The organism is Xenorhabdus anantnagensis (assembly GCF_028598555.1).
GTDB classification, from domain to species: domain Bacteria; phylum Pseudomonadota; class Gammaproteobacteria; order Enterobacterales; family Enterobacteriaceae; genus Xenorhabdus; species Xenorhabdus anantnagensis.
Genome location: NZ_JAQRFN010000002.1, coordinates 200,463 through 226,345 on the forward strand (window position 1 = coordinate 200,463; position 25,883 = coordinate 226,345).

Genomic DNA, 25,883 nt, shown 5'->3' on the forward strand with positions numbered 1-25,883 from the left:
TTATAATGACGCACCGTAGGTCACGTTCGGTGCGGTATTTTCCTTGAGGCTGGCACTGTCACAGACGGCAACGCCTGCGATATGCCCCACTTTTAACAATAATGGCCGGGTCGGGATGGCGGCGGCATAAGTGCAATAGTCCGCACCGACACTGCCTACCCGCATCAACAACTGATTTTTCGCTATCACTTCAAAACGGTAACGGCGGCAGGTGCGGCCATACTGACGGATGATGTTCATCAGCAAATCGGGATTTGCCGCTATCTGGCCGTCACTGAGGCGCAGGATAATCACATCCCAGTCAATGTCCGGCTGGCGCTCCAGTAATTCCACATAGCCCACGTCCAGCCGTTCAAAGATGGCAATAAATCCGGCGATGCTGCCCGCGTCTCTGGCGTTGATAAAGGCGTACTTCACCCGCTTGCGAAACAATGGCAGTGGTTCGCCGTTAAAGCGCCGGATATCCCGCTGGTACGCCAGCACCGACAAAAGCGCCTCGGTGCAGGTTTCCGCGTCCAGTTGGGCCAGCGGCCATGTCAGCCAGCCGTAAACCTGTGTCCAGAATGCCCGCGCCGCACTCAGTAATTTGGCGGGTTCCCCCTTATCCATCCATGAGGGCAGGGCCAGCCGATGAAGACGTTCTTTGAACTCAGACATTTTTCACCTCCACCGATACCGTTTTTAGCCTTGGTACACTCAGTTCACTGAGAATGTCATTCAATGAAAAAGTCAGTGATACAATCCCGCTGAATTCACGGTGGATTTCCCGCCCTAAATTGGAAAAAGAAAAGCGCGAATAGGGCCACGTTTTCTTCACGGAATACTGGCTGTTTTCCCGAAAGGCGCAGCGGATAAGGTTGCCAACATCGGTTTTCAATGCCGCTATCTGCTCCTGACGGTAGTTCGCCAGATTTTCCACAAACAGCGTGACCGCTAAGTCATGCCGGGTTTCCGGCATCGGCAGGCACTGCATATCATCACCATGTCCGTGGTGGCCCTGATTGGTGATGTAATCGTTGACCGCCTCAATAAACGGCTGGCTGGTTACGCCTGAATCCAGCAACAGGTACGCGTTGGCGGTTCCCGCGCCACGGGGCGCATCATGCAGAAAGAAGATGCGGTCAATGCTTAAGCCTGCCACCGCCGCAATCATGCCCCGGTAAACCGCATCGGTATGGTAGTTACCGACGAGGTTATATTGGTTGCGGCAACGGTCGCGCAAATCATCGTCGGATTCCGCATCCGCACCGGGGGTTAACAGCCAGCCTTCTTCATTCTGCACCCGTGCAATGCCGGACACCGCCACAGGCAGGAGTCGAAAATAGCCGGGCGCAAGGTTAAATGCACCGCCTGCGGCTTCTGCCCTCACAGGCAGTAAGGCACTGGACACCCCGTCAGCTATCACCCCACTTTCCGTGGTGCTGACCCGGTAGATTTCACCATTGATGCGCTCAGTCTGGATAACCGTTCCGGCAGGCACGGTCACCGATGAGGCACCCGCCGATTTATAAAAACGGATCACGCCCTGTGCGGCGGAGGCGGGTTTGCGTTTCAGGTTCACGCCCCACGCGAACATATCGAGCCATGAACCTGATGCCGTCGCCAAGTACATATTTTTCAGCGTGACGTGGATTAATGCCTCTTTGAGCCACAACACCGGACGCGTGACAATCGTGTTAATCAGTCGCCAGAACGGGGACATGCGCGAGGTGTTGGTCACCAGCCCGGCTTCATCCACAACGTTGGCAAAAGCGGCGCTGATTTCGGTTTCCGTGGTCGGCATCCCGCTATCACGCAACACTTTCTCGTAATCAATCGTCGGTTTAGTTTCCATTGCCTACGCTCACATTAATACGACCAAAATCGTAGGTTTCAGCCGTGATCCATAATTTAGTCCGCGATTCTTCATTGATGCTGACCGTACCCGGAATAATCCGTTCATCATTTTCAACCAATATCACTATCTGGGTATGAATGTCGGCCCGTAATGTCGGACTGCGTTCGGCAATTAAATTCGTTGCCAATCCACTTTCAATAATTGCGTGAATACAATCTTGTCCAATAGAAATACGGTTATGACAGAAAAGCGGTTCATTCCCTGAATTGAGCGTGAAATCACGCTCATTAATTAATAAATCAATGTATTTAGGCTCATCCATAAGCCACATGCTCCCATTCCGTTAATTGTTCCGGCGTTATGCCATTGGAAATATTCAGCGTTACGCTTTCAATACGGCGGCTGTTATCATTGACGGTCTGTGAATTTGTTGTGACGTCTTTCATCAGCCCTTGCCTGCCGATCCCCTGCACTTTACCGCCCGTTAATACGCCTTCACTTTCAAGCGGGGTGATGGCTTTTACAGGCTGTATCATCATCGGCGGCTGTCCCTGCAAAGTGCCGTTTGGCAGCGGAGTCAGTTGCTGGTTATTTCCGGCCATGCCGACATTGACGGGGGCATTTGTTGCGGGGTCGGCCACCGTTTTCTGGATCGCCATCGTTTCGATGTTGACACCCGGAATATGGTTTAACGTCTCGACAATGCCGTTATAAACGCCAGCGAAGGATTCTTTCAGCCAATCCCATAAGCTACTGAAAAGATTGCTGACACTGTCCACCATATTGGAAAAGGTATCCGCCAGTGAAAAATTGCTGAACCAGTTACACAGGTTGTCCCACGCTTCACCAATCCACGCAAAGACTGCACCGAAGATCTCGCCAACCCATTTCACACAGGCCGCGATAACCTTAAAGGCCGTGGTATCCATAATGGCGGCTTTGATGGTATCCCAATGCTTAATCAGCAGGTAAATGCCCACGGCCAGCAACGCGATAGCAGCAATAATCAGTAAAATCGGCCACGTCATAAAGCTGAACGAAATCCCCGCCAAAATCGCTACCATGCGAATAGCCAGCAATGTACCGCGTAATATTCCCAGCGTAGCATTAAATGCAATGATAGCCGTTCGATACAACCATATTGCTGCTGTTCCCAGTTTCATGATCAAGGTAAAACCTATCCAAATCACCCTCAGAGCAATCAGGATAAATTTGGATATTCCCATCACGATATTGGCCACTTTCCCCACGACAGAAAAGTTCATAATCCCAAGCGTGATATAGCCAATCCAGCGCGCAATATTGGGAAACAGTTCCATCCAACGTACTAATATTTGGCCGGTATCGGCAAGCCAATTGACCAAGGGTTTGATAACAGGCAATAATGCTGAACCCACCAGAATATGAAGGTTCTCCCAAATAGCCTGTAATCGTTCCCACGGATCGGCCATTTGTGCGGCCATTTCACGGGTACGCGCCATCCCATCATTCGCGCCCAGCGCCGTGATGTTCTCTCTTAACGAATCAACATTGTTGAAGAGTGCCTTAACCACCACAGCAGAACCACCAAATGCAGCTTCGATCTCAGCTTGCGCCTTAAGGTTACCGTCAATGCTCTTGCCATATTTAGCCTGTAATTTTTCCAGCATTTCCGGCATGGAAAGCATTTGACCGGATGCATTAACGAAACTTAATCCCAGGCTTTCCGCACCATTGGGCGCGACCGATAGGAAGTTTTCATAAGCACGGCTAGAATCCGTTCCCAATGAATTCTGCAATTCCCCCAATACCGCCAGTTGTTCATCAATCCCCACACCGAAGTTTGTTCCTGCCTTACGAGCATCTACCAACAGTTTTGTCATTTCCGGCATACTGGTGCCGAATGTTTGTGCCATAAAAACAGCTTTACCTGACAGCTCTTCCGCAAACTGGAGATTCCCTACAGATTCAGCGTGGTCGGAAAACAGATCAAACATTTTCCCCATATAGGTCGCCACATCCGTTGAACTGGCTTTCAGGGCAACGGCGGTCGTGTTGGCAATCTTGGTCATCTGGGGCAATTCCGTTTGCTCCAGTCCTTGGACTGCCTTGTTAATTTCCGCCGCTGATTGCACAAATTCAATGGCGGATTTGCCATATTGTGAGCTGAAGGTCATTGAGTCTTTGGCAATTTTTGCCATGACTCCGCTATCAATTCCCTGTAATGAGGCTGATTTCAGAGCTTCATCCATTTGAATGGCTGGCTCAAGGAAGCCATGAGTTGACCAGAACGAATCAGCGATTGCTTGCCCACCCGCTGAAACCATTCCAAATGCCTTCTGTGATTCCGTACCAAGCCCACGAAGTTCCGTTTTTATACCGGCAATAGGTCGTGTAATACTACTAATCAAACTGTGTATATAACCCAGAATCATGGCTCACCCTTTAATGCCAATGCAATTCCATTTGCAGTTGCAATACGTGTATATTCCCAATATCGATTATCCAACCAAATTGCACGGGCTAAATTTTCCGTTTCATCATTTTCATTTGGTAAATAATGACGACGCAAAGTTAAGGCCTGTTCAAATAAGCTATTATCAATAGCCTTAACCCGCGCATTTAGTTTTTTATTTCAATTTCCAGTTTTGGTGCATATTCAGAGTTAATTTTCTCAACCAATTGCATTGCTGCACCCGGAATCTGCAATAATTCATCAAGAGCAGATTTAGATGCTGGTTGAACGATACGACGTAAATAAGTGACAATTGGCACAATTTTATTGTCCATTGTCATATCATTAATCATATTGTTATAAGCAACAATATTTGGCTCGAATTTAATTTCATTACCAGCAACAATTAAACTGACAATTTTATTTTCTTTGTTCATGATTTAATTCCTTTATTTCACTTAATCCATTTATTAGATTGTTTTAGATTAATATTGTCTTAGATTAATATTGTCTTAGATTAATATTGATTTAGATAAACATCATCCCTGATGTCATAAGTCGCCCCAGTGCATGTATATAATAATATTCATGCAACTAATGATTTCTTATGTTCTTCCGTGCCCACAATCTTTATCTAAGCAGTTTAGCCAATCAAATTGCGGGTTAACTCTGCTTCCAGATATGGAATACCATTGATACGTACAAAATCCGGGGAAGTGACCACAAATTTAACCTTGTGTGTCATCACGCTTCCACCTTTCGGATCAACATCCAGAATATCGCTGAGGATCAGTTTGCAGCCATAAGCCTCAACTTTCATTTCTTCATTGCCTGCTTTGGCGTACCACATCAAATCAACAGGCTGAATGCCTCGCCATGAACCCGATGCACGTGCTTTGGCAGTGACGATATCCAGATACTTGGTGCTGAGTTCAATTTCCCCCTCTGCTGCAACATCACCGGAAATATAACCGTCCGGTACGCCCTGTGTTTGGGCCGCTGCGGTATTGTCAGTAATGGACAGATTGACCTTTTCAGCATGAACCAGATCTCCATCCATATTAAAATCGACCGATTGGCCGGAAATACGCTGGCTCATTTAGTTCCCTCCCAAATCCAGCAGCAAACTCGCCGTGATCCCTTTCGGGCATTCATAGGTGCGAATGGTGATATAAATTTCTACCGTGTTTTTATTGCGCCATGTAATAGCAATGTCACTATCTTCAGGCGATTTCACTTCACCGGGGAATGTCACACCGTTAATTTCGGTACTGCGGGACATTTCACGCAAAGTACGGGCAAAATAAGCCTGATGCGTTGCAATGCTGCCCGGCGTACTGTTCAAACTGCGATTGGCGATTTTAGCAATGGCCTGCAAGCGCACACGGCGTGCAACTTTATCCACAATACGCAAATTTTCGATGCTCTGGTAATCCCCGCCTTCCACATCCAATGTGCGGCCATCTGACCAATACATGCCGTCATAATCGGGATACCACATCGGCACACTGAAACGCAGTTTTTCCAATGCCTGTAGTGTTGCCAAATCAATTGGCTTTCCTTCACCATCAAGCGGAAAACCCGTCGAACCCAAGTCCATTAACGGCCCTGTCTGGACTCGTGCCGGGCTGTCGGCCACGGTTACGGCACGGTTACACAGACGACCAGCCAATACCCCCGCTTCGTTGCCCCACAGAGACGGCACCAGTTGCACCGAAGCAACCGCTTCGCCCTTTTGCAGTTCAGCCAGACGGGAGACATAATCCGCCCAAGTTTCTTTCGGCTGTGTTCCATCAACAGCCAGAATAGCCCACTGCCAACGACCAAATTTGGCAATGATATTTGCCCGCAAGGTTTGTGCCGCTTTAATAACGGATTTCGTTGCACCGTTCGTCAGCACATAACCTTCAACACTGGCAATATGCTGTGCTGCTGTCACCGCCTCAACAAAGGCCAGTTCATCTGCCGATTCTGGCAAAACGTGGACATAACCAGACCAGTTTTGCCCTGCGTTTGCCATTGCCGCCAGTACGTTGCGCTTCAGAGCGGTATCCGCTGTACCCAATACGGAATCAAAATCCGTCTGAGTATTCACGGAGAGGGTTTTACCTGCGTTGGTTTTTCCCGTACCAACGAAGAGCAATACCCGCTCAATTTCCTTTGTTTCGCCCTGTAATTGGTTAACTTGGTTAACCTGAACATGTGGCCACATAATTTATTCCTTTATTTATGTTTTCAGTCGCTCAAGGTTGCAAGATGCATTTTGCCATTCCTTAAGCCATTCTGCTTTGACTGCCCATTGATCACATTATTGGATCTGTTCAACGGCTGTGCCTGATTCATCCATGTAATGCACAATACCATTTTCAGCAAACCAGATTTCAGGGGGAGCCAACAGCCAGCGCTTACCATCAAAAGGGACGATACCGTTTTTATCCTCACGCATAATCACAGGCTCTGACAGTGACAACGACACCACAACGACAGCAGTTTCTTCATTCGCTTTGACCGTCATGGTTGGACGTTCCTGTCCTTGATTAGCACTCCCTAATTCATCGTTTTGCTCTGTCAGCCACGCATCTACTAGCAGCGGGATATATCGGGGATCTTGCTCCCTGTAAGGAAAGTTCCCCCACTTAATCACCGCTTCATACTTTTGGATAAACATCTGGTATTGCCCCAGCCCTAAATCCCGTTGAGCCTGAATAAAGCGGATTTTCCCCATATCACTGGTAAATTCCGTTTTACCAATAGACTCAGGCAAATTTTCCCGTAAAAATGTCGTTAATTGCTGTAATTTGCTCATATCATGCATACCGCTGTCAGTTTCAATCCTTTCATTATTACGGGTAAAAATCCGCTTTAACTCATAACGGGCAGCAATCCCTTGCCGAAGCGTTTTCACGCCTAATCGTGGATTATACCTATACTCTTCGTCTTTCAAGTTGCCTCTTTGTTGGCTGCGCTCATTCACCCCGATCACATAGTTATCTATGCTCCCGGGATTCACTCCCTTACCGCCGCGACACACCTTGAAATTCATTGGGTATAGATTGAGATAATTAATCTCTTCCGTTCGAATCAAGTACATTATTGCGGATCTAATAAAACTCTGCGAATGGTTTAATTCTGATGAATTCGGTTATCGAGCAATAACCGAATTCATCAGAATTAAAATATTTCGCCTCGTCTTATTTTGTTTAAATATAAATAAAAACCACCTCTTCGAGAGGTGGTTTAAGGATAGTAATAAAATATGTTTGATAAACTTATCAGAAAAATAAAATGAGATTTTTTCATTACAAGACCATTTTCATCTCCAATAACCAGAACCGCCACTTGTGCCAAGTGTCGTTCCTGCTCCTATCCCCTCAAAATGCCCCAACAATTTTCTATCTTTTATACTCCAAATTTGCATAGTTCCAGCAAAAGCAGTGGTAATTGTAGTAAAGTCAAGCCCTTCCGCATATACTTTATCAATATCATCTGTATGAAAATTACCGAAATATGCTCCAATGCCCAGTGTTGTCACTCCACCAGATGTCCCGAAAAATTCCTTAAGATCGTCAATTTCTAAAAAATGCTTATGGTAAAAGATAAAACTGGTTATAGTTAATTTAGCTTTAAGGCTTATGGCTCTTTTTTCCAATATTTTTTTTCGTGCATCATCAATGATTTCTTGATCTAATTTTCCTGTTAATAATTCAGATAAAGATTCTACAACTTCTAATCTTTGCTCAACAGATAAAGAACGTTTTGATTCATCATTTGAGATATTATTCATAATATTCTCCTGATCTAAACACTATAAGCACATAATATTAATTTAACACTTGAACATTATTTACAATTATCTATTACCAGAGAATAATTACGCATCTTTATTCCAGATGGTAATAAATAGTTTTAATTTTCATTATTACGGGTAAAAGCTACAGGTAATAAAGCCACCTCTATTCGTAAACGAGTGGCAATCCTTTGCCAAAGCGTTTTCATACCTAATTGTGGATTACACAAAGACATTTAATCCCTTCCGTTCAATACCCATGTATTAAATCTATTCCCAATAACCACCACCTGTGATTGTGGAGGATATCGTTCCTAATCCGGTTCCATTAAATTGTGCCACTTTCCCTAAAGATGAATTTATAAAAGCTATAGACACAGTTATAGGTGTTGTAATTGCAACAAAGGCTTTTGCTTCCTGATAAACTAAATTAATATCATCCAAACCAAAATAAAAATTACCGGAAAATTCTCCTAGTCCCGGAGATCCTAATCCTCCTGCATGCCCGTAAAAAGTTTTAGCACCATCAACATGTAGAGTACATGTAAAGTAAAGAAAATAACCTCTTAAGACCAAATTAGCCTTATATATTTTTATATTGGATTCCGATAAATTTATGATCGAGTCATCTGTCATTTTGTGCTTTAACTTATCTGTTGTTGCTTCAGATAAAGACTCGATAATTTTCAGCCCTTTCTCAACAAGCAAAGAAGACTCAGATTCAGTAGATAATGATTTTTTCATAATATCCCCCGATTTTATAAAACGAGAAGATTAATTTAAAACTTAAAAATTTTTCTGGTTATATGTCAAAAAGAATAATAATTAAGTTACATTTAACATAACAATAAAATCAATCTGTATACCCAATGGATTTAAAGAGCTAAATATAATTATATTTAGTCCATAATAAAAATATAGTACAGATCTAGATATTTTCAACAAGAAATTAATACTCGTGAAATGAATTTATTTCAGAACATTAAGCGCAGGTGGATGGAATGCTTTCATATTCAACAGAATTTCAAGAAAACCAGTAATTATCCACCCGCAAATCCACTCACAAAAATCCGACAGATAGCGGTGAAAGAGCTGTTGTCTGTAAATTATCGTTCAGAAATGGTTTGGCGTTAAGCAGCAGAGCCTGCTTTCAATAAGGCCAACGCCTCCTGACGTTGTTGCGGATTGAGGTTATTCACCATAGTCCGCAGCAAGTTATCGCCAGTTTTGGCACTGGGGCTTAATGTGTGTGAAAAAGTCAAATTCATGACAAATCGGTAACCACATTCAATATCAGCGCACGCACAGTAAAGATCGGCAATTTCATGGTGCTTCCGATTGGTTTTACTAATGACCGCTTTAGCACCACATTCAGGGCAAAAAATTTTTAATACGCGCATGTTATTTATTTCCAATAGATTTATATTTTGGAGATTTTGAATTTTTGCGCATTTTACCCCTGAATTTACATAATCTTTCTTAATATGGAATGTAATGTCACTGATACATCAGGCTTCTTTCTATTCCAACCATAAACAACTCCTAATCTAATGGGGATCGTTTCGTTATATGCTCTTTTTCCATAAATCTTTTCATTCATGAGTATCAGTTTTTCTCGTTGTATCTCTTTGTGAGAAAAGACTATAGTCCGCACCACTCAAGGTTATTGAGTGAACTACTTACTGCTTAAATCACCAAGATATATCCCAGTCCTTGGCATATATCGTGGCCGCCATTCGGCAAAATCTTGATGAGAAGCAGCGCATTTCTGGTTGATTTTTTTATGTGGAGACGACAGTAGTGAAACTGCTGCGCAAGAATGATAGTGCATTTGTACCTGTCGCTGGTTTGACTGTTTTTGCAATTGCTTCTGGTTACCTAATGAGCTTAATTCCTCTATCAATGGCAAGTTTCAGCATTGATACGGTTTATGCCAGTTGGTTAGCCAGTGCTTATTATATCGGTCTATTAATAGGTTCAATGATGATTGAGCCTGTTATTGCCAAGATAGGTCACCGTCTTTCATTTATTGTTTTTTTGTTGCTCTTATCAGCAACAGTAATTGTATTACCTTTTTTTCCAAATAAAGAAATCTGGTTAATTGTTCGGTGTATTGCCGGTGTGGCCGTTGCCGGTGTTTTTGTCGTGGTCGAATCTTGGTTGTTGATTGGCGATAATCCCAAAGAACGCGCCAAACGCCTGAGCTTCTATATGACTTCCCTTTACGGTGGAACAACTTTAGGCCAGTTATTGATTGGGTCTATCGGCACTCAGGGGATGATCCCCTTTATGGTTATTTCGGCGCTACTGTTTGTTGCTATTTTGCCTCCATTATTCGTGCGTCACGGACAACCTCCCGCGCTCCAGCACCAGAGTATATCGCTAAGAAAAATAACCGAATTCAGTAAACCAGCGATCGTTGGCTGTATAACATCCGGCATTGTTATGGGTTCTATCTATGGCTTGATGCCTCTATCACTAAGCCAAAGTCATTTCAATGCTGATCAAGTCGGTGTATTGATGGCATCCATTATTCTGGGTGGAATGGTTATACAGCCTATTATCAGTAAGCTGTCCGTCATCATGAGCAAAACTTTTCTATTGGCAATGGTGTCATTACTGGGTGTATTCGCCGTAGGAATAATGTATCTCTTTGAACATTATATTGTAATGATAGTGGCACTGGCACTGTTAGGCATGTCATCTTTTGCGCTGTATCCCATTGCGATTACTCTTGCTTGTGACAAGCTGGATTCGTCTTATATTGTAGCGGCAAGTCAGGTCATGCTGTTAAGTTACAGCATTGGTTCCTCAGTTGGGCCACTGGGAGCGGGGCATTTTATGCTACAGCACTACTTTCAAGTTCAGCACAATGGACTGATGAGTTTCTTTTTCATTGTCTTATTAGTTACTGCAATTTATATGCTGCTGGCAAGCTTGAGCCGCAAAGAGCGTGTATTGGCAAGCTAGTTGCGAAATAATCTTAATTTGCATGAAAGCACCGCAATCTGTGGTGCTTTTTGCTAAAACCAAACAATGCAACCACACCAATATCATTGACAATATTGAACATCTGCTCACTAAGAAACAGGAGTAATAAATGATGTTACCCAATTGCATTGCATCATTTTTACTTTAAGATAGCCACAAAAATGTCCAATCTGAAATTGAAAACGATAGAAAAATAGGGAGGTATTAAATGCAGATACAACAAGCCACCAAAACTGATTTTTCGACACTGATTCAGATTTGGGAAGCCTCGGTACTTGCAACTCATGATTTTTTGCCCAAAGCCATGATTGAAGTTTTACGCCCGCAGATCCTTAATGATTATTTGCCCAATCTCACTGTTTATAAGGCGGTAGAGGGACAAGATAATATCGTGGGATTTATCAGTACCGATCAACATCGAGTAGAAATGTTATTTATTGCCCCACAAGCACGGGGAGCTGGGATCGGTAAGATGTTACTGGAATTTGCTATTCACGAATTACAGATCAACGAATTGGATGTAAACGAGCAAAATACACAAGGCGTTGGCTTCTATCAACACATGGGATTTCAGGTTTTTTCCCGCTCAGAGGTTGATGGACAAGGGAATCCGTTTCCTCTACTGCATATGAAACTGGTTTGAAACTCAGTCGCCAATATACCCTATTCCAGTAACATCTTAATCATGTCTGGAATTCCCTGAATATTAAAAATCATTTTGTGGTTTTTCAGGACACGTATAACAAAACTATTCCACAAAGAACTTCCACCAAAATGACAATCTATTTCTTTCATCTTTTAAGTTAATTTTTTGTTAACTGTATTTTCTCTCTCAGTCATATAAAAACCTATTGAGTATTCCATCGCATTCAGTTTACAAAAAGAACAATCCATAAATTTTAAAAACAATTAAACCAATGCATTATTCACAAAGTGAATTAAAAAATAAGCATTATTCCAATAATATAAAAATGGTAATAAAATAATATTTTCTAATATAAAAAATAAATCTAAAGTAATGGAATATTTTGTAAACAACTGAGTGGAACTTGATAATTAAATGATATAATGGCGGTTTTATAAGTATTTTTATTTCTATTGAGTTTAAGCATTAATGAATTATTTACAACAACCTACAGCTTCAGGTATGAAGCTGTTTACTGATCTTATTGGAAAACGTGTTACTCCGGGGGAACACTGGCATTCTTCCAGTAATCGCACTAAATTTGCACTGCGCAGTATCCTGACACCCGTTTCTACATTGAAACTGTTGAATGGCCTTGCCAGCACACCTCGTTATTTGGAAATTTTGCAAAAACAGCCCAGTTTGCCTTGCAAATTACATCGCCCATACTTAAGCATTAATTTTAAGCGCAAACAAATTGTGAATGCTCTGAATGAACATTATCAACTATTATTCAAGCAATTAGAACCTGCTATTATTAGCAGAATTTTTGATATTCATGCTTATTTACTGGCAACTATTCAAGGTAAAAATGAAACATTTTTGATATATATTGATTCACTGGATAATCTGAATAAAGAAGGTGAACTCTCTTTATATATTACTACTGCAGAAAATGTCATTCTGGCTAAATGTGCATTTACTTTATTAACAATAGATGGCAAACAAACACTATTTATTGGCGTACTGCAAGGCCCGGCTAAAGGGGATAATTCTCTTGATATTATCCGTCACGCAACCAAAGAGTGTTATGGGCTATTTCCCAAGCGCCTGTTAATTGAGGCTATTTGTCGTTTTTCCGAACATGTTAATTGTGAGCAGATCTTAGCAGTCAGTAACGAGACTCATATCTATCGCAGTATCCGTTATTGGCATAAAAAGAAGACGCAAATGGTGGCGGATTATAATTCCTTCTGGGAATCCCTAAGTGGTATCAGAAAGGAAAATAATGACTTCCATTTGCCATCATTCATAGAAAGAAAGTCTTTGGATGATATTCCCAGCAAAAAACGTGCTGAATATCGCCGTCGCTATCAATTACTGGATGATATGGAAAACAGCATCAAGGAATCCCTTACCACAGCCTGATTTCCTGTCAGAAAGGAATGCCAATTGGGAACTCAACGTGGCTTCGCCATTAACCATGTAAGATGGCTTTTAATGGCGGGCCATTCATTGAGAAGAATGCTATAAACGCAAGTGTCTCGTAACGAACCATCTTTGGCCCGCAAGTGTTGACGCAAAACACCATCCAATTTTGCCCCCACTCGCTCGATCGCCTTACGGCTCTGGTGATTTAAAAAATGAGTGCGCAGTTCCACCGCAACACATTCCAGTTCCTCAAATGCGTACTGCAACAATAAAAATTTTGTTTCCGTATTGATAGCAGTGCGCTGGACAGAACGCGCATACCATGTAGAACCTATTTCCAATCTGGGAATATTCTCAGCAATATTCATATACCCTGTCATGCCAACTGCTACTCCCGTTGCATTATCAATGACAGTAAAAGGCAACATGCTGCCACTAGCATGCAGGTCTAAACGGCGCTCAACTTCCTCATGGACATTTGCAGGATCAGGTACATTGGTATACCACAGTTTATGTAACTGCCCTTCCTCAATGGCGTGAACAAATTCATCATGTCTATCATGCGACAAAGGTACTAAAGTTACACTTTTTCCTGTCAACGTAACCCTATCTGTTATTTTTCTCATAATGATTTACCCCATATTTATTTCTACTATATTGTATAATTACAATGTCTAATTCTAATTTTTTTGTTTATATCACTATTAAATGGAATATTTACAACATGCACGGCTAAAAGCATACAGTAATCATAAATAAGAGACATTTCTATTCTCAACAAATTTTCATTAAGGTGCCATTGAGGCACTATTTCATGACATTTGTCACAATCAATTAACAAAGTGATTCCAATAATGCTGGAACGGTCTAAATTTAAACATCATCTCATCCGACCACTTAGCTATATAGCTCCATACAGAGAAAAATAATATTTCTTGAGCTACCAAATATTTGATGGAGAATGCAATGAGCAACTACCCTCACCTGCTTGCACCGCTGGATTTGGGCTTTACCACACTAAAAAACCGTGTATTGATGGGTTCAATGCATACGGGGCTTGAAGAGCATCCCGACGGTGCCCAACGTTTAGCTCAATTTTATGCAGAACGAGCGGCGGGTGGCGTCGCATTGATTGTGACCGGCGGTATTGCACCAAATCAACAAGGTGCCCCCGCCGCAGGGGCAAGTGTCTTGAATAGTGAAGATTCCCTACCCCACCACAAGCTCATTACAGATGCTGTACATCAGGCCGGGGGAAAAATTGCTTTGCAAATCCTGCATACCGGACGTTACAGCTATCAGAAAAATTCTGTTGCGCCCTCAGCTATTCAAGCTCCTATTAATCCCTTTGTGCCTCAAGAAATGTCTGAGGAGGACATCCAGCAGACAATCAAAGATTTTGCCCGCTGTGCCCAGCTTGCACAACAAGCGGGCTATGATGGTGTGGAAATCATGGGCTCAGAAGGTTATCTGATCAATCAGTTTCTGGTCACACGCACTAATCATCGGCAAGATCAGTGGGGTGGAACCTTAGAAAACCGCATGCGTTTTGCTGTAGAAATTGTCAAAGCCGCCCGTGCTATCACGGGAGAGCGTTTTATCATCATCTACCGTCTTTCCATGCTGGATTTAGTCGAAGATGGTTCTAATTGGCAAGAGATCGAACTACTGGCGCTGGAGATTGAAAAAGCAGGAGCCTCCATCATCAATACCGGCATCGGCTGGCATGAAGCCCGCATCCCAACGATTGCAACTATGGTGCCCAGAGCCGGGTTCATCTGGGTCACTCAGAAATTAATGGGGAAAGTCAGCATCCCTTTAATTACAACCAACCGCATCAATGATCCCCAAGTGGCCGAACAAATTCTCAGTGAAGGCTGCGCCGATATGGTTTCCATGGCGCGTCCTTTCCTTGCTGATGCCGAATTTGTGTTGAAAGCCGAACAGAACCGCGCTGACGAAATCAATACCTGTATAGGCTGCAACCAAGCCTGTCTGGACAGAGTTTTTGTCGGCAAGTTGACGTCTTGTCTGGTCAACCCACGTGCCTGCCACGAAACCGAATTCATTACCGCCCCCGCCCAAGCCCCAAAAACCATTGCTGTCATCGGTGCTGGGCCAGCGGGACTCTCCTTTGCCGTCACAGCCGCCAGCCGAGGACACCATGTCACGCTGTTTGAACGGGAAAATCAAATTGGCGGGCAATTTAATATTGCTAAACAAATTCCCGGCAAGGAGGAATTCCATGAAACCTTACGCTATTTTAAACGCCAATTAGCATTGAATGGCGTCGAATTGCGGCTCAACCATACTGCAACTGCCGACCAGCTTTCATCGTTTGATGAAGTTATCATCGCGACAGGGATAACGCCACGTACCCCCAATATCGACGGCATTGATCATAAAAAAGTGCTGACTTACCTTGATGTATTGAAACACAAGCGGCAAGTCGGAAAACGCGTCGCCATTATCGGTGCCGGAGGCATTGGCTTTGATACCGCTGAATATCTGAGCCAAAGCGGGCAAAGCACCAGCCTGAGCAGTCATGCGTTTAGCCATGAATGGGGAATTGACCAGACGATTACATATCGGGGCGGGTTACGGCCAGAGGGAGCACAAGTAGAACCTTCTCCACGCAGAATTTATCTGCTGCAACGCAAGGATTCCAAGGTCGGTGAAAGCTTGGGGAAAACCACGGGCTGGATACATAAAGCCAGCCTGTCTATGCGGGGCGTAATGATGCTCAACAGCGTTCAATATCTGAAAATTGATGATCAAGGGCTACATATTCGTCGTCATGATGGGCAACAATGCCTTGAAGTAGATAATGTAATTATCTGTGCAGGACAGGAACCGATGAAAGAACTCTACCAGCCGTTGCAGGCGATGGGAAAAAGTGTGCATGTGATTGGTGGTGCAGATGTCGCAGCCGAATTGGATGCCCGCAGAGCTATCGATCAGGGGGCCAGACTGGCGTTGAAAGTGTAACAAGCCAGCTCCGGATAAAAGTCCAAAGAAAACGGTGATAATTGTTCAACGAATTATCACCGTTTTAATTACAGCAAACAATTAACGCTGAGTTAATTGGTCAGTCGCTATGCGGGCATCTTCTGCCTGACAAGCCGCAGCGGTAAACAGTACATCAGTGGAAGAATTCAGGCCTGTTTCAGCAGAGTCCTGTAAAACACCAATGATGAATCCCACAGCAATAACCTGCATGGCGATTTCGTTGGAAATGCCAAACATGCTACATGCCAGTGGGATCAACAATAATGAACCACCCGCGACCCCGGACGCTCCACACGCAGCGATGGCAGAAACCACGCTCAGCAATATCGCTGTAGGAATATCTACAGTTATGCCCAGCGTATTCACTGCCGCCAATGTCAGTACAGTAATGGTTACTGCTGCACCAGCCATATTGATAGTTGCGCCCAACGGAATGGAAACAGAATAGGTATCCTCATCCAGATTCATGCGGCGGCACATTGACATATTCACGGGAATATTGGCGGCAGAGCTACGGGTAAAGAACGCCGTTACGCCACTTTCGCGCAAGCATTCAAAAACCAACGGATAAGGATTGCGACGGATTTTCCAGAAAACAACCAGTGGATTGACGATCAGAGCAACGATGATCATACAGCCAATCAGGACGGTTAACAGATGAACATAGTCGAGCAAAGCTATAAAACCGGTTGTCGCAATCGTTGAAGAAACCAACCCGAAAATGCCAATAGGGGCCAGACGGATAACGACACGTACAATCTGTGTCACTGATTCTGACAAATCTTGAAGCAGTGCTTTTGTTGATTCTTTAGCATGGCGCAAAGCAATGCCTAAACCAATTGCCCACACCAAAATTCCAATGTAATTCCCTTTCAATATCGCATCGATCGGATTGGCAACAATATTGAGCAATACCCCTTTCAGTACCTCTACAATATTTTCCGGTGGTGATACTTGAATATCATTCGTCACCAACGCCAACGTTGATGGGAACAGTATACTGCCAATTACGGCCACTACTGCTGCAAGGAATGTTCCGATAATGTACAAGAATATGATCGGGCGAATATTGCTTTTCTGGCCTATCTTGTGGTTTGCAATCGAAGACATGACCAATATCCACACCAAAACAGGAGCCACCGCTTTCAAGGCCCCTACAAAAAGTACTCCAAGCAGTTCAACCGATTCAGCCGCAGAAGGCGCTAACCATGCCAGTAATATCCCCAGTATTAATCCGAGCAGAATTTGTTTTACTAGGCTTCCTTGCGTAATGTACCGCACAAAGCCTTTTTGTTGTTTTTCCATAGTCTATCCATTTGATATTTTGGCTCATTGAGCTTGATGTTTTTGTGTTTGCTTTCCCAGTATAGGGAAATTAAGGGAACGCCAAAGCGTGATTCATTGCAATATACAGACAACACAACAATTGATAACAATTCAGTTACATTTGTGTGATCGAAACTGCAATTTTCTCATCGCAATACATTCTTGATGTAATAAACGCGATAATAAAAAATAGAAAATTAATCCGTTAATTCAATTAATTAACAAAATTTCACTTTCAGTAATCAACACGATTATTTATCCAATACGAATAGCATGGAGAGATTACTTTTTGTCAAATTTAGTCAATGAACAGGTGTGGAATTAGCTGAAAAGATAGATAAATTTAATCCATTCGGATGATAAATTGCCATTGATGCTATTTTTGGGAAATTCATCAAATGATTAATTAATTGATATATCCGAATGAATTAACTTTTACATTGAGGTAATGTTCAATTCATCAACAAAATTTTCTGTCTCGCTACTGCTGATTTTGTTAAAGTGTCCCTGTCAATCTTTATACCATCTTGAAGGGATTTCGAGAGCATTTTATGACAACGGAATTTAATGCTTTGTATTTCAAAGCACCTAATAGAAATTCACCATAAATGCACCATAAAAGTAAGATGCAATCCTTAACCCGCGTTTTAGGAACATTTGATGGAAATTGTAACAGACCTTATTTATGCACTTTGGCACCAAGATTACGAAACACTAGCTAATCCATCACTAGTATGGGCGATCTACATCCTGCTATTTACTATCCTATTTCTGGAAAATGGAATATTACCTGCTGCATTTTTACCCGGCGATAGTCTATTGATATTAGTTGGTGTCTTGATTGCAAAAGAAGCCATGAGCTTTCCTGAAACTTTAGTTATTCTTACCGCCGGAGCAAGCCTTGGTTGTTGGGTTGGATATCTTCAGGGGAAATGGCTTGGCAATTCGAAATTAGTTCAGGGCTGGCTGTCACACCTTCCCGCACATTACCACCAGCGCGCACATAACCTATTCCATCGTCATGGCTTATCTGCCTTGCTGATAGGCCGTTTCATTGCTTTTGTCAGAACATTGCTACCAACACTGGCAGGCCTTGCCGGGCTAAAAAACGGACGTTTCCAAATATTCAATTGGCTTAGCGGGTTCCTGTGGGTGATTATTCTAACAACACTGGGCTATGCTCTTGGTAAAAGCCCTTTGTTCCGCCAGTATGAAGAATATCTGATGAATTTTTTGGTTCTGTTACCACTGTGCTTGCTGCTCAGCGGCTTAATTGGCAGCCTGGTCGTCGTTTGGCGTAAAAAACGCGCCAATAATTCTTCCCTATAGCAATCAGTTGTAAAGTAATCAGTCATAAAGTAATCGGTCGTAAAGTAATCTACTTTAAATAATTGACTTTATAACAATCCACTTTTTCCCTGTGATATTACCAAAAACATATCACAGGGCATTATTCTCCCAACCCCATTTCACTTACCCATTAAGCGCTTCGGCTCATCCACTTCAAACACTTTTTTAGATTAATTCGTAGCATATTATGACAATTTTTCATCTATTCATGCTTTAAACTCCTTATAAAAGCGTCTATGGTAGAGATTCATCCACCGTATATTTCAGGAGATAAGTAATGCCACAGAAAAGAAGCTCTGAAGATTTACGCGCTGAGTTACAATCCCTCGCGGATACTCTGGAAGAAGTCCTTAATGACTCTGGTGAGAAATCGAAGGCTGAGCTGGAGAAATTACGCAGTAAAGCAGAAAAAATGCTGAAAGATGCACGTAATGCCCTCAATGATGCCAACGATAAACTAGTCGATCAAACGAAAGAAATTGCCGGTCGTGCAGATAATTATGTTCGTGACAACCCTTGGACGGGTATCGGTATCGGTGCAGCAGTTGGCGTTGTATTGGGTGTTCTGCTTTCAAGGCGCTGAAATGACTCAATCCCCTCACTCGAAAGGCCCTGGAAAAGGGCTATTTGATACTGTACGACGAGTAGCAGCAATTGTCGTTCATATGGTTGAAACCCGTATCCAACTCATTGCTGTTGAGCTGGAGGAGGGAGCAGCAACACTGATACATCTGCTTCTGCTGGTAGGGTTTACCTTATTGTTCGCGGGCTTTGGCCTGATGTGCCTATTAGTGCTGATATTCTGGGCCATCGATCCAGCCTACCGAATAACGGCAATGGTCATCACTGCCGGAACGCTACTGCTCCTCGCCGTATTTAGTGCAATATGGACGATAAAAAAAGCCCGAAGACTGACCTTTCTTAACGCAACCCGAGAGCAATTGAATATTGACCGAAAAATGCTGGAGGATGACCATCATGAATAAAATGGGGCATCATCAGCGAAAATTGCGAAAGCAGCAGCTATTAAAAGAGATCCAACAACAACGACAGTTACTCTCTATCTATAGCCGGAACTGGCTTGAAGCCACGCAATCTTATGATAAAGGCTGGCAAACTTTGGCTGCTTTCAAGCCTTATTTCGCCATTGGCTCTGGTATTGCCCTGATTTATGGTCTTCTACGCCATCCCAAAAAATTTTATCGCTGGTCACGCTGTATGGTCAGCATCTTGGGGTTCATGAAAGCCATGCGAAATACACTATATAAGCACTATATAAGTAATAAGTAATAAGTAATAAGTAGCCGCAATTCTGTTTCTTATTCAAATCTCCTTTTGTATCTCGACCAATTTCTTCAAAAAAACTGCATGAAACTGTTAATATTCCTTACTATCAACAAATAACACCTCTCTTTAGAATACCGCCCATCAGCCAATGATTAACAAATTGTGCCATTTAGTTCATTTATTGGACAAAAAATCAAAGTAGACAGCTTATTTATCGCTACCTGCGGTATTTTTGGAGACATTCATGAAAAAATTTGAAGATAGTAGCCTATTAGTTGCCCGTATTTTAATATCCGTTCTTTTCATTATCGCAGGGTATGGAAAATTAGGTGATGCCTATGCGGGAACGCAGGAATTTATGGAAGCCATGAAGGTGCCGGGGATTTTACTGCCACTGACTATCTTACTTGAACTTGGTGGTGGACTCGCTGTGCTGTTCGGTCTGTTAACCCGTACCACGGCTGTGTTTACATTTATTTTCTGTATTCTGACGGCTATTCTGTTCCACAATGATTTTTCAAATGACATGAACCTGACTATGTTCCTGAAAAATTTCTCCATCGGCGCAGGTTACCTGCTGCTGGCTATGATGGGACCAGGAAAATTCAGTATTGATCATGCATTAAAGAAAAACTGGTAGAAGAAAAATAATTAAAAGAAAAATAAGTAGAAGCTGAAAGCCCCTTGCTGTGTCATCGCAGCAAGGGGCTTTCATACACATTATTTCTTCGCAAACAATTTAGGGATTTCACGTAAGCACCAAGACTTCGCTTCTCCCATACTATCGCGCCGCCATGCCATGATAATGTTGGTTTCATGGCTGTATTCTGAACCAACAACACACAAGCGACCTTCAGCAATATCTTGTTCCACCATAGGATACGGCATAGTAGCCACACCCAAGCCAGCCAAAAGTGCCCGATGTTTATCTTCCAGTGTACTCACCGTCAAGCGTGGCTGTTTATCCAATAGTTTAACCGTCAATACAGGACGCTCTCTTGCCGTATCAGCTACGGCTATTCCACGATACTTGACTCGTGTAGCGTCAGACAGTGGTTCTGGTTCATGATGGATAGGATGATTCACACTGGCAACATAGACGTTGTTAATAGAATAAAGTGCCCGCGAATTTACTTCCGCCGACGCCCTAAAATGAAGGTCAGGTGCAATCACAATATCAGCATGTCCGGTTTCCAAGCGTTCCCAAGCACCTGCCAGTACTTCCGTCATTAACGAAAGTTGTGTATTCGATTTAGTAGCCAATTTATCCACAATAGGAAAAAGTGATGTAATTGGGAACAGGGCTTCACACACAATAGTCAGGTGTGTTTCCCAACCGCGGGCAAGCGCTTCAGCATCTGCTGTCAATTTCTCTGCCGCCTCAAGCAATAATCGCCCTCGTTCCAACAGCATCCGGCCAACATTGGTAAATTTCGTGCGATGACCAGAACGATCAAACAGCACAACATCCAGCTCTTCTTCCAATTTCTGCATGGTGTAACTCAATGCGGAAGGAACTCGGCCCAACTCATCCGCCGCCGCAGCGAAACTTCCCCGTCGGTCTATTGCATCCATGACCCGCAGGGATTCCAATGTAAGCGCTCGTTCTTTACCCATATTTTTCTCAATCAGGAATTTTGAATATAGCCACCAGATTAACTGGCTAACATTTCAACGTCCAGATAATTAAGATCGAGGATAATAGATCTATAGTTGAAGAGATTACAGTCATGATTATAACGAGAACAGCAAATCAATGCGGAAAAGCTGATTATGGTTGGTTACAGGCTCGCTATACTTTTTCATTTGGTCACTATTTTGACCCAAAATTTTTGAACTATCGGGCATTGCGTGTTCTTAATCAGGAAGTTTTGGCACCAAGAGCTGAGTTTCAACCTAGAGCTTACCCTCATGTTGATATTCTGAATATTATCCTGCAAGGGGAAGTTCAATATCGGGACAGTGAAGGCAACAACTTTCAGGCTCGTCAGGGGGATTGCCTGCTATTTTCTGCCCGTCAGGGAATTCGTTACAGTGAGCACAATACCAGTGACAACATACCACTGACACGGCTGCAACTCTGGCTCAATGCCTGTCCTCAGCAAGAGGCACAGCCATTACAGCGTAAAGTGCTGACAAACAGGCCACTCACATTGCTGGCCTCTCCTATGTCAGAAAACAATAGTATGCGTCTGCGACAACAAGTCCGGATAAGCTATCTCGTACTTAAGCCCCATAACAACCAGATTCTGGCTTTGCGAGGCAAACATGCTTACCTGCAATCCATCAGTGGTAACGCAATAATTCGCGGTAACGTAAGAATCAATGATAACAACAGCAGAGATGTAATGATCAAATGTGGGGATGGCGTATTCATTCAGGAAGAGCAGGAAGTGATATTACAGGCGGATACTCCATTTCGAGGCCTATTTATTGATTTGGATGACTAATTCCTTTTGCTCCTTGCCCCCATATCATGTTGAGCCAATTTACCCAGTTTGCCCATAAATGAAATAAGCCCTGTAAATGAAATAAGCCCTATAAAGCTTTCGCTCTATAGGGCTAAATTTGTGAAGTTGACCGATAAGCCGGGTTCTGTCTTGGACAGCCATTCATCTAGGCCAGCACTTGCGCACTGGCTCAAGCAACCTACCCGGGTTCGATACGGGCCGTACCATCTGAACCTCTATTTGGTCTTGCTCCGGGTGGAGTTTACCGTGCCACGAACTGTTACCAGTCGCGCGGTGCGCTCTTACCGCACCCTTTCACCCTTACCTGATCTCATTTTCTTGCAAAAATAAGCCATCGGCGGTTTGCTCTCTGTTGCACTGGTCGTAGGCTTTCACCTCCCAGACGTTATCTGGCACCCTGCCCTATGGAGCCCGGACTTTCCTCCCCTTTACTTCTCCCAAAGGAGAGCGGTAAAGCAGCGACTGTCTGGTCAACTCCGGCGCGGATTATAAGAGGTTTGCTATTCAATGTATAGGAATTTTCACGCGTCTTCTTCAATTTGATCCTGTGCCGCGTTTTGATCGAGCGAATAGCGATACAAGGCATTTTTCTTCACACCATGGATTTCTGCCGCCAATGCCGCCGCCTTTTTCAATGGAAGTTCTTTTTGTAGCAACGCCAGCGTCCGCAAGGCTTCCGGTGGCAAGCTATCATCCGCAGGTTTACGATACCCTTCCACAATCAGAACCATTTCTCCCCGACGACGGGTTTCATCTTCCCTGATCCATGCCAGAAGTTCACCAGCAGGCATTCCCTGAATAGACTCCCACGTTTTGGTCAATTCCCGTGCCAACACAACATAACGATCTGCACCCCACACGTTCACAATATCTTCTAAACTGTCCAACAGACGATGTGTCGATTCGTAGAAGATCAGTGTTCGCGGCTCTTGTGCTAACTCGCGCAAGGTATCTTGGCGTCCTTTACTTTTGGCGGGTAAGAAACCTTCATAACAAAAGCGATCTGAAGGTAAGCCAGCAGCAGACAGGGCTGTAATTGCCGCGCAAGGACCGGGAAGTGGCACCACATTAATGCCCGCTTCACGGCAGCGACGAACAAGGTGATAGCCCGGATCATTGATCAACGGTGTACCGGCATCAGAGACCAATGCGATGCTTATTCCTTGTTCAAGTTTCGTAAGTAATTGATCTGCTTTCTGCTGTTCATTATGATCATGAAGTGCGAACATGCGCGCATTAATGGCAAAATGTTGAAGCAACAAGCCAGTGTGTCGCGTATCTTCGGCTGCAATCAGATCGACATGTTTAAGAACTTCAAGAGCACGCTGAGTAATATCCCCCAGATTTCCAATAGGGGTTGGTACAACATATAGCGTGGATGTCGTAACCACTGCTCGATTGGTTTGATTCATTGTTTCATCCGAATGACCGATTTAAAATTGAGCATCTTTGAAAAAAAACATCACTGGATACAGTATGCTTCCCTCAATTTTTGTGCGTTTTAAAACTGGTTTAGTCTATACAGCGCTGCTGTCGACTATGATTATTGCAGGGTGTACCACGCCCGCACAGCAAGGGCAACCAACTTCTAAGCCTCAGGACAACATCAGCGCAGAGATTAACCGCTATCAAGCCATTATTGATGCAGCACACAATCAACCATCGCTGGATGTTATCCGTGCTTACATCGCGTTGGAGTCCTATTTAACAAAAAACCAAGCTACAGATGACGCTGCCCACCAGAAAAATCTTGATGAGACATGGCAATTACTGACGCATCTTTCACCCCAGCAAATGAGTGAATTGGTGATTAATGCCAATGAATATACATTGCAAGGTTGGCTTGATTTACTCAATACTTATCAGACCAATAAACAGGATCTGGAGAAACTGCGTTCAGCTATCCACGATTGGCAAATCCGTTATTCAAACAATCCTGCTGCACATAGTTTACCCTCGCCCCTGCAACAAAGTCTGCAAGAGGCCAAAACCAGCCATACCACAATTGGATTATTTCTGCCTTTGAGCGGTCCGACAAAAGTGTTTGGTGAAGCTATTCGCCAAGGTTTCCTTGATGCACAAAAAGGATTGCCAAAGTTATCTTCATCAAAACCTACATTACCAAAACCAGAATTGCCAACGGATGCCGTTGATTCACATGGAGCAACCAACACCACGCCATCTAACGCTGAATCAGCCAATCCTGAAAATGCCAGCGTTGCTGCGATTGAACCCGTATCGGAAATGGGTGCGGCCACAGATATCGTCTCAACGGCGGATTCTCTACCAACAGTGGCTTCTACGATTAATGATGCTCCTATCAACAATCAGGCTGTAAAAGTCTATGACACCAACAGCCAGCCACTCACTGCTCTGCTGGCACAGGCTGAGCAAGATGGTGTGACTCTGGTTGTTGGACCATTGCTGAAAATTAATGTGGAGCAATTGGCGCAGATTGAGACTCCATTGAATATTCTGGCACTCAACGAACTCGATGTACCCCAAACGCAGCCAAATATCTGTTATTTCTCACTCTCTCCTGAAGATGAGGCGAAAAATGCCGCGATGCATATTTGGCAACAACAAAAGCGCAGTCCTCTGGTGTTGATACCTCGCACTGAGTTGGGTACACGAATTGTAAAAGCCTTTGCGGAAGAGTGGCAAAAATTGGGTGGTCAGATGGTATTGCAACAAGCTTTTGGAACACCGAGCGAAATGAGGCAGTCCATGAACCGTGGTATTGGCATTCGCTTGTCTGGTACGCCAGTTATCCCCACAAGCTCAGCGACTCCCCCTGTGGATGCTGTTTACATTGTCGCGACAGCGAATGAATTGACCACCATCAAGCCAATGATCGATATGGCAATCAGTTCCCGTAAAAAACCGGCTCTCTATGCCAGCTCACGCAGCAATACATCAGGCTCAGGCCCAGATTTCCGCCTGGAGATGGATGGTATGCAATTTAGTGATATTCCATTGCTGACAGGTGCAAACGTGCCATTAATGCAGCAAGCTGCCAAAAAATTCGCCAATGATTATTCTCTGATGCGCATCTATGCAATGGGAATCGATGCATGGTCACTGGCTAATCAATTTGCGCAAATGCGGCAAGAGATGGGATTCCGCCTGAATGGTGCATCGGGCGAACTTTCCGTAACGGATAACTGCACCATTTTGCGTCAGTTACCATGGATGCGATTCAATAGTGGTCGCATCGTTATTGAAGATCGCTCAGACAGTGTCAATAACACTGAAAAACTTTAAAGAGCTACTGTTTTAAAAAGCTACTGTTTTAAAAAGCTACCGTTTGAACTATGAAAGGAATCGTGGTCATT

General features: G+C 43.6%; 27 protein-coding genes and 1 other RNA gene. 11 read left to right on the top strand and 17 right to left on the bottom strand.

What is annotated here, in order from left to right; genetic code table 11:
• The 12 genes from PSI14_RS02515 to PSI14_RS02570 form a co-directional block, all read right to left on the bottom strand.
• Complete coding sequence (locus PSI14_RS02515; RefSeq protein WP_273574253.1) at positions 1 to 657, bottom strand: phage tail protein; 657 nt, start codon at positions 655 to 657, stop codon at positions 1 to 3.
• Positions 650 to 1,834 carry a baseplate J/gp47 family protein gene (locus tag PSI14_RS02520; protein WP_273574254.1) on the bottom strand — a complete coding sequence of 395 codons (1,185 nt, stop codon included), beginning with the start codon at positions 1,832 to 1,834 and terminating at the stop codon, positions 650 to 652. The genes PSI14_RS02515 and PSI14_RS02520 overlap by 8 nt, the downstream gene beginning before the upstream one ends.
• The gene (locus PSI14_RS02525) at positions 1,824 to 2,159 is read right to left on the bottom strand and encodes a DUF2590 family protein (protein ID WP_273574255.1); all 336 of its coding nucleotides are present in this window, start codon (positions 2,157 to 2,159) and stop codon (positions 1,824 to 1,826) included. Before PSI14_RS02525 ends, PSI14_RS02520 begins: the two co-directional genes overlap by 11 nt.
• On the bottom strand, positions 2,152 to 4,251 hold the full coding sequence (locus PSI14_RS02530) for a phage tail tape measure protein (RefSeq protein WP_273574256.1): 2,100 nt from the start codon (positions 4,249 to 4,251) through the stop codon (positions 2,152 to 2,154). Before PSI14_RS02530 ends, PSI14_RS02525 begins: the two co-directional genes overlap by 8 nt.
• Positions 4,248 to 4,388, bottom strand: a complete 141-nt coding sequence (locus PSI14_RS02535; RefSeq protein WP_273554506.1) for a DUF6890 family protein — start codon at positions 4,386 to 4,388, stop codon at positions 4,248 to 4,250. Before PSI14_RS02535 ends, PSI14_RS02530 begins: the two co-directional genes overlap by 4 nt.
• A gap of 50 nt (positions 4,389 to 4,438) precedes the next feature.
• Positions 4,439 to 4,708 (bottom strand): putative phage tail assembly chaperone, encoded by a 270-nt coding sequence (locus PSI14_RS02540; RefSeq protein ID WP_273574257.1) that lies wholly within the window; start codon positions 4,706 to 4,708, stop codon positions 4,439 to 4,441.
• Positions 4,709 to 4,914: 206 nt separating this feature from the next.
• The gene (locus tag PSI14_RS02545) at positions 4,915 to 5,370 is read right to left on the bottom strand and encodes a DUF2597 family protein (RefSeq protein ID WP_273554508.1); all 456 of its coding nucleotides are present in this window, start codon (positions 5,368 to 5,370) and stop codon (positions 4,915 to 4,917) included.
• Complete coding sequence (locus PSI14_RS02550) at positions 5,371 to 6,486, bottom strand: DUF2586 domain-containing protein (protein WP_273574361.1); 1,116 nt, start codon at positions 6,484 to 6,486, stop codon at positions 5,371 to 5,373.
• 93 nt (positions 6,487 to 6,579) lie between these two features.
• The gene (locus PSI14_RS02555) at positions 6,580 to 7,362 is read right to left on the bottom strand and encodes a phage tail protein (protein WP_273574258.1); all 783 of its coding nucleotides are present in this window, start codon (positions 7,360 to 7,362) and stop codon (positions 6,580 to 6,582) included.
• A gap of 222 nt (positions 7,363 to 7,584) precedes the next feature.
• Positions 7,585 to 8,055 (bottom strand): VapA/VapB family virulence-associated protein, encoded by a 471-nt coding sequence (locus PSI14_RS02560; RefSeq protein ID WP_273574259.1) that lies wholly within the window; start codon positions 8,053 to 8,055, stop codon positions 7,585 to 7,587.
• A 273-nt stretch (positions 8,056 to 8,328) separates the two neighbouring features.
• Entirely contained in the window at positions 8,329 to 8,802 is a 474-nt protein-coding gene (locus PSI14_RS02565) for a VapA/VapB family virulence-associated protein (protein WP_273574260.1), read from the bottom strand.
• A gap of 386 nt (positions 8,803 to 9,188) precedes the next feature.
• Complete coding sequence (locus PSI14_RS02570; protein WP_273574261.1) at positions 9,189 to 9,458, bottom strand: Ogr/Delta-like zinc finger protein; 270 nt, start codon at positions 9,456 to 9,458, stop codon at positions 9,189 to 9,191.
• A 400-nt stretch (positions 9,459 to 9,858) separates the two neighbouring features.
• Between PSI14_RS02570 and PSI14_RS02575 the strand changes: the two genes are divergently transcribed.
• From PSI14_RS02575 to PSI14_RS02585, 3 genes are all read left to right on the top strand, one after another.
• Positions 9,859 to 11,028: an MFS transporter gene (locus tag PSI14_RS02575; RefSeq protein WP_273574262.1), complete on the top strand. Its 1,170-nt coding sequence runs from the start codon at positions 9,859 to 9,861 to the stop codon at positions 11,026 to 11,028.
• A 229-nt stretch (positions 11,029 to 11,257) separates the two neighbouring features.
• The gene (locus PSI14_RS02580; RefSeq protein WP_273574263.1) at positions 11,258 to 11,692 is read left to right on the top strand and encodes an acetyltransferase; all 435 of its coding nucleotides are present in this window, start codon (positions 11,258 to 11,260) and stop codon (positions 11,690 to 11,692) included.
• Between the two features lie 471 nt (positions 11,693 to 12,163).
• Complete coding sequence (locus PSI14_RS02585) at positions 12,164 to 13,102, top strand: VirK/YbjX family protein (RefSeq protein ID WP_273574264.1); 939 nt, start codon at positions 12,164 to 12,166, stop codon at positions 13,100 to 13,102.
• Between the two features lie 32 nt (positions 13,103 to 13,134).
• Here the strand turns inward: PSI14_RS02585 and PSI14_RS02590 are convergent, their stop codons facing one another.
• Positions 13,135 to 13,731, bottom strand: coding sequence for a GNAT family N-acetyltransferase (locus PSI14_RS02590; RefSeq protein WP_273574265.1), 597 nt, complete (start codon positions 13,729 to 13,731; stop codon positions 13,135 to 13,137).
• Between the two features lie 340 nt (positions 13,732 to 14,071).
• Between PSI14_RS02590 and PSI14_RS02595 the strand changes: the two genes are divergently transcribed.
• Positions 14,072 to 16,093, top strand: a complete 2,022-nt coding sequence (locus PSI14_RS02595; RefSeq protein WP_273574266.1) for an oxidoreductase — start codon at positions 14,072 to 14,074, stop codon at positions 16,091 to 16,093.
• 81 nt (positions 16,094 to 16,174) lie between these two features.
• Here the strand turns inward: PSI14_RS02595 and sstT are convergent, their stop codons facing one another.
• Positions 16,175 to 17,419, bottom strand: coding sequence for a serine/threonine transporter SstT (sstT, locus tag PSI14_RS02600; RefSeq protein ID WP_273574267.1), 1,245 nt, complete (start codon positions 17,417 to 17,419; stop codon positions 16,175 to 16,177).
• A 681-nt stretch (positions 17,420 to 18,100) separates the two neighbouring features.
• Here sstT and PSI14_RS02605 point away from each other — a divergent pair.
• From PSI14_RS02605 to PSI14_RS02625, 5 genes are all read left to right on the top strand, one after another.
• Positions 18,101 to 18,769: a DedA family protein gene (locus PSI14_RS02605; RefSeq protein ID WP_273574268.1), complete on the top strand. Its 669-nt coding sequence runs from the start codon at positions 18,101 to 18,103 to the stop codon at positions 18,767 to 18,769.
• A 298-nt stretch (positions 18,770 to 19,067) separates the two neighbouring features.
• Positions 19,068 to 19,373 carry an ElaB/YgaM/YqjD family protein gene (locus PSI14_RS02610; protein WP_273574269.1) on the top strand — a complete coding sequence of 102 codons (306 nt, stop codon included), beginning with the start codon at positions 19,068 to 19,070 and terminating at the stop codon, positions 19,371 to 19,373.
• A 1-nt stretch (position 19,374) separates the two neighbouring features.
• Positions 19,375 to 19,776, top strand: coding sequence for a phage holin family protein (locus tag PSI14_RS02615; protein WP_273574270.1), 402 nt, complete (start codon positions 19,375 to 19,377; stop codon positions 19,774 to 19,776).
• Positions 19,769 to 20,080 (top strand): YqjK-like family protein, encoded by a 312-nt coding sequence (locus PSI14_RS02620; RefSeq protein WP_273574271.1) that lies wholly within the window; start codon positions 19,769 to 19,771, stop codon positions 20,078 to 20,080. The genes PSI14_RS02615 and PSI14_RS02620 overlap by 8 nt, the downstream gene beginning before the upstream one ends.
• Before the next feature lie 241 nt (positions 20,081 to 20,321).
• Positions 20,322 to 20,717, top strand: a complete 396-nt coding sequence (locus PSI14_RS02625) for a DoxX family protein (RefSeq protein WP_273554523.1) — start codon at positions 20,322 to 20,324, stop codon at positions 20,715 to 20,717.
• A gap of 80 nt (positions 20,718 to 20,797) precedes the next feature.
• Here the strand turns inward: PSI14_RS02625 and PSI14_RS02630 are convergent, their stop codons facing one another.
• Positions 20,798 to 21,694 carry a LysR family transcriptional regulator gene (locus PSI14_RS02630; RefSeq protein WP_273574272.1) on the bottom strand — a complete coding sequence of 299 codons (897 nt, stop codon included), beginning with the start codon at positions 21,692 to 21,694 and terminating at the stop codon, positions 20,798 to 20,800.
• A gap of 113 nt (positions 21,695 to 21,807) precedes the next feature.
• Here PSI14_RS02630 and PSI14_RS02635 point away from each other — a divergent pair, with 113 nt between their 5' ends.
• Positions 21,808 to 22,527 carry a pirin family protein gene (locus PSI14_RS02635; RefSeq protein ID WP_273574273.1) on the top strand — a complete coding sequence of 240 codons (720 nt, stop codon included), beginning with the start codon at positions 21,808 to 21,810 and terminating at the stop codon, positions 22,525 to 22,527.
• 118 nt (positions 22,528 to 22,645) lie between these two features.
• Here the strand turns inward: PSI14_RS02635 and rnpB are convergent.
• Positions 22,646 to 23,026: RNase P RNA component class A (gene rnpB / locus PSI14_RS02640), an RNA gene on the bottom strand.
• 43 nt (positions 23,027 to 23,069) lie between these two features.
• Positions 23,070 to 23,960: a 16S rRNA (cytidine(1402)-2'-O)-methyltransferase gene (gene rsmI, locus PSI14_RS02645; protein ID WP_273574274.1), complete on the bottom strand. Its 891-nt coding sequence runs from the start codon at positions 23,958 to 23,960 to the stop codon at positions 23,070 to 23,072.
• Between the two features lie 64 nt (positions 23,961 to 24,024).
• On the opposite strand from rsmI, the gene PSI14_RS02650 reads away from it, so the two are divergent.
• Complete coding sequence (locus PSI14_RS02650) at positions 24,025 to 25,812, top strand: penicillin-binding protein activator (protein WP_273574275.1); 1,788 nt, start codon at positions 24,025 to 24,027, stop codon at positions 25,810 to 25,812.
• The last annotated feature ends 71 nt before the right edge of the window (positions 25,813 to 25,883 follow it).

Bases quoted from the DNA above. Each gene is read 5' to 3' on its own strand.
- PSI14_RS02515 (WP_273574253.1), bottom strand. From the start codon at position 657: ATGTCTGAGTTCAAAGAACGTCTTCATCGGCTGGCCCTGCCCTCATGG.
- PSI14_RS02520 (WP_273574254.1), bottom strand. From the start codon at position 1,834: ATGGAAACTAAACCGACGATTGATTACGAGAAAGTGTTGCGTGATAGC.
- PSI14_RS02525 (WP_273574255.1), bottom strand. From the start codon at position 2,159: ATGGATGAGCCTAAATACATTGATTTATTAATTAATGAGCGTGATTTC.
- PSI14_RS02530 (WP_273574256.1), bottom strand. From the start codon at position 4,251: ATGATTCTGGGTTATATACACAGTTTGATTAGTAGTATTACACGACCT.
- PSI14_RS02540 (WP_273574257.1), bottom strand. From the start codon at position 4,708: ATGAACAAAGAAAATAAAATTGTCAGTTTAATTGTTGCTGGTAATGAA.
- PSI14_RS02545 (WP_273554508.1), bottom strand. From the start codon at position 5,370: ATGAGCCAGCGTATTTCCGGCCAATCGGTCGATTTTAATATGGATGGA.
- PSI14_RS02555 (WP_273574258.1), bottom strand. From the start codon at position 7,362: ATGTACTTGATTCGAACGGAAGAGATTAATTATCTCAATCTATACCCA.
- PSI14_RS02560 (WP_273574259.1), bottom strand. From the start codon at position 8,055: ATGAATAATATCTCAAATGATGAATCAAAACGTTCTTTATCTGTTGAG.
- PSI14_RS02565 (WP_273574260.1), bottom strand. From the start codon at position 8,802: ATGAAAAAATCATTATCTACTGAATCTGAGTCTTCTTTGCTTGTTGAG.
- PSI14_RS02570 (WP_273574261.1), bottom strand. From the start codon at position 9,458: ATGCGCGTATTAAAAATTTTTTGCCCTGAATGTGGTGCTAAAGCGGTC.
- PSI14_RS02580 (WP_273574263.1), top strand. From the start codon at position 11,258: ATGCAGATACAACAAGCCACCAAAACTGATTTTTCGACACTGATTCAG.
- PSI14_RS02585 (WP_273574264.1), top strand. From the start codon at position 12,164: ATGAATTATTTACAACAACCTACAGCTTCAGGTATGAAGCTGTTTACT.
- PSI14_RS02590 (WP_273574265.1), bottom strand. From the start codon at position 13,731: ATGAGAAAAATAACAGATAGGGTTACGTTGACAGGAAAAAGTGTAACT.
- PSI14_RS02595 (WP_273574266.1), top strand. From the start codon at position 14,072: ATGAGCAACTACCCTCACCTGCTTGCACCGCTGGATTTGGGCTTTACC.
- sstT (WP_273574267.1), bottom strand. From the start codon at position 17,419: ATGGAAAAACAACAAAAAGGCTTTGTGCGGTACATTACGCAAGGAAGC.
- PSI14_RS02605 (WP_273574268.1), top strand. From the start codon at position 18,101: ATGGAAATTGTAACAGACCTTATTTATGCACTTTGGCACCAAGATTAC.
- PSI14_RS02610 (WP_273574269.1), top strand. From the start codon at position 19,068: ATGCCACAGAAAAGAAGCTCTGAAGATTTACGCGCTGAGTTACAATCC.
- PSI14_RS02615 (WP_273574270.1), top strand. From the start codon at position 19,375: ATGACTCAATCCCCTCACTCGAAAGGCCCTGGAAAAGGGCTATTTGAT.
- PSI14_RS02620 (WP_273574271.1), top strand. From the start codon at position 19,769: ATGAATAAAATGGGGCATCATCAGCGAAAATTGCGAAAGCAGCAGCTA.
- PSI14_RS02625 (WP_273554523.1), top strand. From the start codon at position 20,322: ATGAAAAAATTTGAAGATAGTAGCCTATTAGTTGCCCGTATTTTAATA.
- PSI14_RS02630 (WP_273574272.1), bottom strand. From the start codon at position 21,694: ATGGGTAAAGAACGAGCGCTTACATTGGAATCCCTGCGGGTCATGGAT.
- PSI14_RS02635 (WP_273574273.1), top strand. From the start codon at position 21,808: ATGATTATAACGAGAACAGCAAATCAATGCGGAAAAGCTGATTATGGT.
- rsmI (WP_273574274.1), bottom strand. From the start codon at position 23,960: ATGAATCAAACCAATCGAGCAGTGGTTACGACATCCACGCTATATGTT.
- PSI14_RS02650 (WP_273574275.1), top strand. From the start codon at position 24,025: ATGCTTCCCTCAATTTTTGTGCGTTTTAAAACTGGTTTAGTCTATACA.